The organism is Paraburkholderia sp. SIMBA_027 (assembly GCF_046535315.1).
In the GTDB taxonomy this organism is placed as follows: Bacteria; Pseudomonadota; Gammaproteobacteria; order Burkholderiales; family Burkholderiaceae; genus Paraburkholderia; species Paraburkholderia tropica.
This window is the reverse complement of record NZ_JAWRWY010000074.1, coordinates 1-691: the sequence shown is the minus strand read 5'-3', so window position 1 is coordinate 691 and position 691 is coordinate 1. Positions and strand designations below refer to the sequence as shown.

Annotated in this window: 1 rRNA gene; it reads right to left on the bottom strand. The window is 52.5% G+C overall.

The features are described 5' to 3' along the window. Positions 1-691, bottom strand: a 23S ribosomal RNA gene (locus SB764_RS38185); the annotation flags it as partial.

Sequence of the window (691 nt, the reverse complement as noted above, 5' to 3'; positions counted from 1 at the left end):
CTGGCATTCGGAGTTTGTCTGAATTCGGTAAAGCGAGATGCCCCCCTAGTCCAAACAGTGCTCTACCTCCAGTATTCTCATCACGAGGCTAGCCCTAAAGCTATTTCGGAGAGAACCAGCTATCTCCAAGTTCGATTGGAATTTCTCCGCTACCCACACCTCATCCCCGCACTTTTCAACGTGCGTGGGTTCGGGCCTCCATTCAGTGTTACCTGAACTTCACCCTGGACATGGGTAGATCACCTGGTTTCGGGTCTACGACCACGTACTCAATTCGCCCTATTCAGACTCGCTTTCGCTGCGGCTCCGCATCTTCTGCTTAACCTTGCACGGGATCGTAACTCGCCGGTTCATTCTACAAAAGGCACGCCATCACCCGTTAACGGGCTCTGACTACTTGTAGGCACACGGTTTCAGGATCTCTTTCACTCCCCTTCCGGGGTGCTTTTCACCTTTCCCTCACGGTACTGGTTCACTATCGGTCACTAGGGAGTATTTAGCCTTGGGAGATGGTCCTCCCGGATTCCGACGGAATTTCACGTGTTCCGCCGTACTCAGGATCCACTCAGGAGAGAACGAAGTTTTGACTACAGGGCTGTTACCTTCTATGGCGGGCCTTTCCAGACCTCTTCATCTACCTCGTTCCTTTGTAACTCCGTACAGAGTGTCCTACAACCCCAAGAGGCAAGCC